The organism is Haloferax profundi, from assembly GCF_001469865.1.
GTDB lineage: Archaea > Halobacteriota > Halobacteria > Halobacteriales > Haloferacaceae > Haloferax > Haloferax profundi.
In genome coordinates, this window is the sequence record NZ_LOPV01000200.1 from 1 (window position 1) to 6,641 (window position 6,641).

Annotated in this window: 7 protein-coding genes; all 7 read right to left on the reverse strand. The window is 63.2% G+C overall.

Translation table 11 applies throughout. The annotated features are described in order from the left end of the window. Positions 1–1,111: MmgE/PrpD family protein (locus tag AUR66_RS10150; RefSeq protein WP_058572315.1), on the reverse strand; the 1,111-nt coding region annotated here is incomplete at its 3' end. Between the two features lie 29 nt (positions 1,112–1,140). Beyond that, positions 1,141–2,469, reverse strand: coding sequence for an MmgE/PrpD family protein (locus tag AUR66_RS10155; RefSeq protein WP_058572316.1), 1,329 nt, complete (start codon positions 2,467–2,469; stop codon positions 1,141–1,143). 1 nt (position 2,470) lies between these two features. Continuing rightward, positions 2,471–3,175, reverse strand: coding sequence for an ABC transporter ATP-binding protein (locus AUR66_RS10160; RefSeq protein ID WP_058572317.1), 705 nt, complete (start codon positions 3,173–3,175; stop codon positions 2,471–2,473). Next, on the reverse strand, positions 3,168–3,932 hold the full coding sequence (locus tag AUR66_RS10165) for an ABC transporter ATP-binding protein (RefSeq protein ID WP_058572318.1): 765 nt from the start codon (positions 3,930–3,932) through the stop codon (positions 3,168–3,170). Before AUR66_RS10165 ends, AUR66_RS10160 begins: the two co-directional genes overlap by 8 nt. Then, positions 3,929–5,008, reverse strand: a complete 1,080-nt coding sequence (locus AUR66_RS10170) for a branched-chain amino acid ABC transporter permease (protein WP_058572319.1) — start codon at positions 5,006–5,008, stop codon at positions 3,929–3,931. Before AUR66_RS10170 ends, AUR66_RS10165 begins: the two co-directional genes overlap by 4 nt. After that, on the reverse strand, positions 5,005–5,970 hold the full coding sequence (locus AUR66_RS10175; protein ID WP_058572320.1) for a branched-chain amino acid ABC transporter permease: 966 nt from the start codon (positions 5,968–5,970) through the stop codon (positions 5,005–5,007). Before AUR66_RS10175 ends, AUR66_RS10170 begins: the two co-directional genes overlap by 4 nt. Positions 5,971–6,054: 84 nt before the next feature. Then, the coding region (locus AUR66_RS10180; RefSeq protein ID WP_157533057.1) for an ABC transporter substrate-binding protein at positions 6,055–6,641 on the reverse strand (587 nt) is incomplete at its 5' end.

A 6,641-nucleotide genomic window follows, 5' to 3' on the forward strand; every position in this document is an offset into this window, starting at 1 on the left:
CGTCGGCGTGGAGGTGAACCCGTTCTGAGAGCGCCTGAACCGCCTCCTCTTCGAGCGCATCGTCGAGGAAGTGCTCGAGAGAGATGGCACCGTCGGCGACCCACCGCGCGAGGACGTACGGCGTGGAGAACTTCGCTGCTGTCAGGGTAGCCGGTCGGGTGTGACTCATGTCGACACCGTTTCGGTAGGTGTACACGTCGATTCGCTCCACGTCGTCGGGTTCGAGACCGTCTGCGTCGGCGTCTCGGAGCGCATCCAGTGGGGCGTGTGTGTACCGACAGGAGGGGTAGGGTTTGTGGTACGCCTCTGTGACCCACCACGCTTCGCCGAGCGAGTCGAACAGGTGGTCGAACTCCCCGTCTTCGAGGATGGACTCGAAGGGGTCGTACACTGCTTCCATCGCCGCCGCTGACCCGCGAAGACCGGCCCCAGCGAGCGTCGCGGCACTCACCCCTGCCTGTGCGGAGAACCCCGCCGTGAAGTTCCGTGACGGCGCGCCCTCGGCGAATGGGTCGTGCATCGAGACGACAGCGAGGTTCAGCGCCGTTCGGACCGTCTCGCGTATCTCGTCGTCCGAGTGCCCCATACAGACGGCCGCGGTCAGCGCAGGCCCGAGCGTCGTCCACGTCGAGTGAGGGTCCCGAATAAGCCACGGAACCGCGTCGTTGAGTCGCGCCTTCATCGCGAAGATAGCGTACTCGAAGCGGGTGCAGAGTTCGTACGACCGAACGCACGCATCGACGAACGTCTCGCCGTCTACGTCGTGGGCCTCGGCGACACCGATGGCACCCGCCACGATGCTCGCACCGACGTGCCCGCCTCGGTTGTGGCCCTCTTCTATCTCCTGTGTTATCGCGGCGGTGGCGTTCAGGAGGGCCGCCTGTGCGGGGTCTGTTCGCCGGTCGGTTCCGAGAACTGACGCTGGACCGTCGGCGAGGGCCACTTCGCGGAAGACCGAGGCGTTCTGCGGCGCTGCTGCACCTGCGACAGTGGCCGCGAGTACGTCCGCGACGACGCGCGTGCCGACCGCTCGGACGTGCGGTGGAACCTCGGTGTTCAGAAAGTCGTACACGTGCCGTTCCCAGTCTCGAACTGGTGTCTGTGGAATCATAGGTCTTCGATGAATGAGGAGGGGATGTCTCACGCCCGGGTCAGGGCGGTGAGAACGCGGGGGGCCGCGGGTTCGCGGGCGGCGGCCCAGAGGCCGTCGATACTCTCGGCCCCGATGACGGGTGCGACGAGGTGTTCGAACTTGGTTCGAAGGTCGGCGTCCGAAAAGGGTGCGTGTTCACCGCCACGCGCGGCGCGAACTGCGTGACTGACTGACTCGCCGCCGACTGTCTCGATGGTCACCCGCGCCCCGCGTTCGTCGGGGACGCGCGAGGCGAACTCTTCGGTGGCAGTGACTTCGACTCGCTCGGCCAGTGCGAGTGTCTCTTCTGTCAGTGCGTCGTCGGTGAACGACAGTTTCCCGGTGTCGCCGGTCACCAACGCCGACGCGACGGCGAACGGAACCGAGAACTTCGCCTGAAGCGCGTTCTTCGGACGGGTGTTCGAAAGCGACGCCGCTGCTGGGTACGTCTCTACGCTCACCGCCTCGACGTCTGCCGCGTCGAGTTCCTGTGCCTCGGCGAGTGTCTCGACGGCGTCGAGGACGGCGTGCGTGTACCGACACGCTGCGTGGACTTTGAAGTAGCCTCGCTCGATTTCCCAGCGTTCGCCCAGTTCGTCGGCGAGGGCGTCTCGATTCGGTTCGCCAGACGCGATGGAGTCGAGGTGGCGTGCGATACCGTCTTCGAGGCCGGTGAATCCCGCTTCGGCCTGTTCGACGGCGATGACTCCCGAGAGGTTGCTCATACCCGCGTAGCTATTTCTGACCGTCGCACCCTCGGTTGCCGCTTCGAATCGCGTGTGCTGTGCGTAGTTCGCTGCGATGCGCATCGCGTCGAGCGTCGTCTCGGCGTCGAGTTCACGCAGGCGAGCGACTGCTGCTGCCGTTCCAACACCGCCCCACACGCCGTGTGGGTGGACGCCGTCTGCAAGCGGGACGACCATCTCGGCGACGCGGACAGCCACCTCGTACCCGGCGACGAACGCGGTCAGAAGTTCGTCACCGCTCCGGTACGACGACTCACCGTCGGCTAAGAGCGCCGGCAAGACGTGAATCGCGGGGTGTCCTGCCGCGAATCGGTGGCCTTCGTCCAGTTCGAGGACGGTCCCTGCAGTCGCGTTGACGAACGCCGCACGGTACGCAGACGTTCGCTCGCCGGCGGTCCCGAGGATGGTCGCCTGCCCGCCGTTCTGGGACGCCCATCTTCGCGTGAGCGACGACACCGCGGGGTCGGACGCGCCACCGAGGATGACACCCACCGTATCGGCGATGACGAGTGACCCGCGGGCAGCGACGTCGTCCGGGATGTCTTCCCGGTCGAGCGTCGAGACGAACGATGCCAGCGTCGCTTCGTTCATCTCACACCCCGAGGTACGCCTCGACGACGCTTTCGTCTTCGAGGAGGTCGGACCCGCTCGCAGTCATGCTGATTCGGCCGTTCTCCATCACGTACCCGCGGTCGGCCACTTGGAGCGTCTGTTGGACGTTCTGTTCGACCATGAGGACGGTCACGCCTTGTTCGTGAATCTCTTCGACCACGTCGAACACCTCTTGGACGAGATGTGGCGCGAGTCCAATCGACGGTTCGTCGAGGATGAGGAGGTCCGGTTCTCCCATCAGAGCGCGTGCGAGGGTCAACATCTGTTGTTCGCCGCCCGACATCGTCCCGGCGCGTTGCTTCTTGCGCTCTTCGAGTCGGGGGAACAAGTCGAGCATCTCTGCGAGGTTCTCCTCGCGGTTCGCGATGGCCTCGTCGGTCTGTGCGCCGAGGAGGAGGTTGTCGATCACCGTCATGTTGGTGAACAAGTCGCGGTTCTCGGGAACCTGCACGATACCGCGCTCGACGATTTCGTGCGACGGTTCGGTGTGTATCTCCTCGCCACGGTAGGTGATACGGCCGTGACTCGGCGAGAGGATACCGCAAATCGTGCGCATCGTCGTGGTCTTCCCTGCTCCGTTCGACCCGATGAGCGCGACGATCTCTCCCTCGTCGACGTGCATGTCCACGCCGTGGAGCACTTCTATCTCGTCGTACCCCGCGCGGACGCCTTCGAGTTCAAGCATCGACGTCGAACCCTCCGATGTACGCCTCGATGACGCGGTCGTCTTCGACGACTTCGTTGGGTTTGCCGAAGGCGATTCCTTGGCCCTGGTCGAGGACCTTCACGTAGTCTGAGATGTTCATGATGGCTTTCATGTCGTGTTCGATGATGAGGAGGCTCGTCCCCCGTTCTCGCAACTGCCGAAAGAGTCCGAGCATCTGATTCGACTCCTGTGGCGTCAGTCCCGCCATAATCTCGTCGAGGAGCAGAATCTTCGGCCGCGTCGAGATGGCGCGCGCGAGTTCGAGACGCTTCTGTGCGCCGACGGTGAGTTCACCCGCTTCCTCTTCTGCGCGGTCGGACAGACCGACGAACTCGAGGTTTTCGAGCGCGATTTCGCGTGCTTCCTGCCGCCGTCGGGTGTGGATGTGTGCACCGACCATCGCGTTCTCGACGACGGTCAGTTCTTCGAGTGGTCGCGTAATCTGGAACGTCCGTGCGAGTCCCGCCCGTGCGACCTTGTGTGCGGGAAGGCCGGAGATGACGTTTCCTTCCAACGTGACTGTCCCCGACGTCGGCGGGAACGCACCACTGATGCAGTTGAACAGGGTGGTCTTTCCGGCACCGTTGGGGCCGATGAGGCCGATGATTTCACCGCTGTTGACCGTCATGTCTACGTCTTGGAGGGCTTGAAGCCCGGAGAAGCGTTTTCCGACGCCCTCGACGGTCAAGAGGGTCTCTCCGTCTCGCTCGGGTGATTGGTGGTCCATGTTCGTCATCGTTCGCTCACCTCCGTGTCACCGCGAACGCGGTTCCAGAGGGCGCGGGCGCGACTCGGCCAACTCACCACGCCGCGTGGAGAGTAGATGACGATGGCGACGAGGAATGCGCCGTAGATGATGCGGTCCAGTCCGTTGATGTTGGTGAACGTCGTCCGCGCAACCTCGCTGACCGGCGTGACGATGAACGACCCGACGATGGGGCCGATGAGCGTGCCCGGTCCGCCGACGACGGCGGGGAGGAGCAACTCGACGTTCTTGAACAGTGCGAAGACGGTGTCCGGTCGGATGGTGTTGAAGTACATCGACCAGTACGCGCCACCGAGTGCGGTGAAGAACGCACTCACCGCGACGCCGATGAGTTTGTACCGGAACGACGGGACACCGACGCTCGCGGCGGCGCGTTCGTCTTCGCGGATGGCGAAGAAGTACAGGCCGACCCACGAGTTCTTGATGGCCCACGAGATGACCGTCACGACGAGCAGGAACCCGAGGATGACGTAGTAGTACGGGAGGTCGTTCTGGAACTGGAAGGCGACGAGGCCGTACTCGGCACCGTAGTCACGGGGGAACGGTTTGAAGTAGCCGTTGGCCCCACGCAGTTCCGACATGTTCGTGACGACGAATCGGAGCAGTTCGGCGAACGCGAGCGTCGCCAACGCGAAGTAGTGGCCCTTCAGATTGAAGCGGAACGAGAGCGCACCGATGAGGAGGCCGTACAGCGCGGCGATGATGCCCGCGACGAGCATGCCAAGCCAGGGGTTGATGGCGAAGTCGACGAGGAGTTTCTGCGTCGCGTACGCACCGATACCGAAGAACGCCGCGTGTCCGAACGAGAACTGTCCGGTGTACCCGGACATGATGTTCCACGACTGGGCAGTGTAGGCGTAGATGACGGTGAGGATGAGCACTTTCAGGCTCAAGGTAGCCGCGAGCTCCATCCCGGCAACGTCGATTTCGATGATGAACGGGAGCGCAGCGAGGAGTGTGAACAGGACGACACCCTTGACGAGCGGTGCGAACCGCTGGTCGTCGAACGTCTGGTAACTCTCACGGACCGAGTCGAGGGTGCTCATGCGTTCGCACCTCCGAAGAGACCCTCAGGCTTCACCAGCAGTGTGCCGATGAACAAGAGGAAGATGAGCACCTGTGAGGTCGTTCCGGGGAGGTAGTACCCGCCGAACACCTGAATCATGCCGACGATGAGTCCGCCGACGAACGCCCCGGGGAACGACCCGAGACCACCGAGGATGACGATGACGAAGGCGTTGATGAGGTACGTCTCGCCCGTGAACGGGTCGAAGCGCTGGAAGAGCGCGATGGACCCACCGGCCACGCCTGCGAGTGCCGCGCCGATACCGAAGGTGAGGTAGTTGATCTGCGGGACGTTGATGCCGACGTAGCGGGCGCCGTCACGGTTGTCCGCCGTGCCGCGAATCTTGCGACCGAGGTCGGTCCGGTTCAAGAACGCGCGGACGCCGAGCATCGTCCCGAGGGCGATGAGGAGGGCGTAGAACTGGCCCAGCGGAATGAACACGCCGCCGACCTGGACGGACCCGAGCGAGAGTTCGACTTGCTGCGGGTCGGGCGTGAAGATAATCTCGATGGCCGATTGGATTATCAGCAACACGCCGAGGGTGGCGATGAGTTGGTTCTGTTGGGGTGCCTCGATAATCGGTTCGACTGTCAAGATGTGGACGCCGATACCCAAGACGAACAAGACGACTGCGGCGATGGGGATGCCGACGAACGGGCTGATTCCGACCGTGGTCGAGACCAACCAGACCGTGTACATCCCGACGACGAGGAACACGCCGTGGGCGAAGTTGATGACGTCCATGACGCCGAAGATCATCGTCAGACCCAGCGCCGTGAGTGCGTACACGCCTCCGAGGAGGAGGCCGAACGCGAGCAACTGGAGGAGAACCGGCTCCATGTTGGCGACGTCGGTCAGGAACTGTGCAAACGGATCGATGAATCGGCCGAGACCACCACCTTGCAATGGGAGTGGGGCGACCGATGTGACTAGGTGTCGCATGCGGTGTCTACGCTCGGGGATTGTTGGCAACTGCCATAAAAGGTAACTATCTTTTCGAGGTGATTCGTTGACGTGTACGCGAACTTAGACCTGTGGGTCGGCCTCCGCGTACTCGTCTGGGTAGACGACCTTGACCGAGAGGTCTTGGACCTGGTTGACTGGTCCGAGGGCGTTGACGTTCTCACCCTCCTCGTTGAACTCGATGGTACCCATCGCAGAGATGTGGTCGTCGTACTGGAGGTTCTTCAGCGCCTCGTTGATGTCGTCGGGGTCGTCGCTACCCGCTTCTTCGACCGCTTGGATGATGACTTCTGCCGCGGTGTACGCCATCCCGACGGACGCGGAGAACTCCTGGTCGTAGTTCTCGGTGAACTGCGACCGGACCTCTGCGGTCTTGTCGATGGTCGGGTTCAGCGCGTAGTTGTTGTCCAAGACGCCGTTGGCGAACTCGCCGATGTCGGCGATAGCATCGTCGTCGGTGAACGTCGCAGATGCGGAGGCAGTCAGGTACGGTGGGCGGTAATCCTGGTCCTGGAGTGCCTGTGCGAGGAGCACGCCGCCGGCGACGTACGTCGTGGCGATGATGGTGTCAGGGTCGGCGCTGCGGAGTTTCGAGACTTGCGTGTTGGCGTTCGACGCGCCGAACTCGATAGCCGTCTCCTCGACGATTT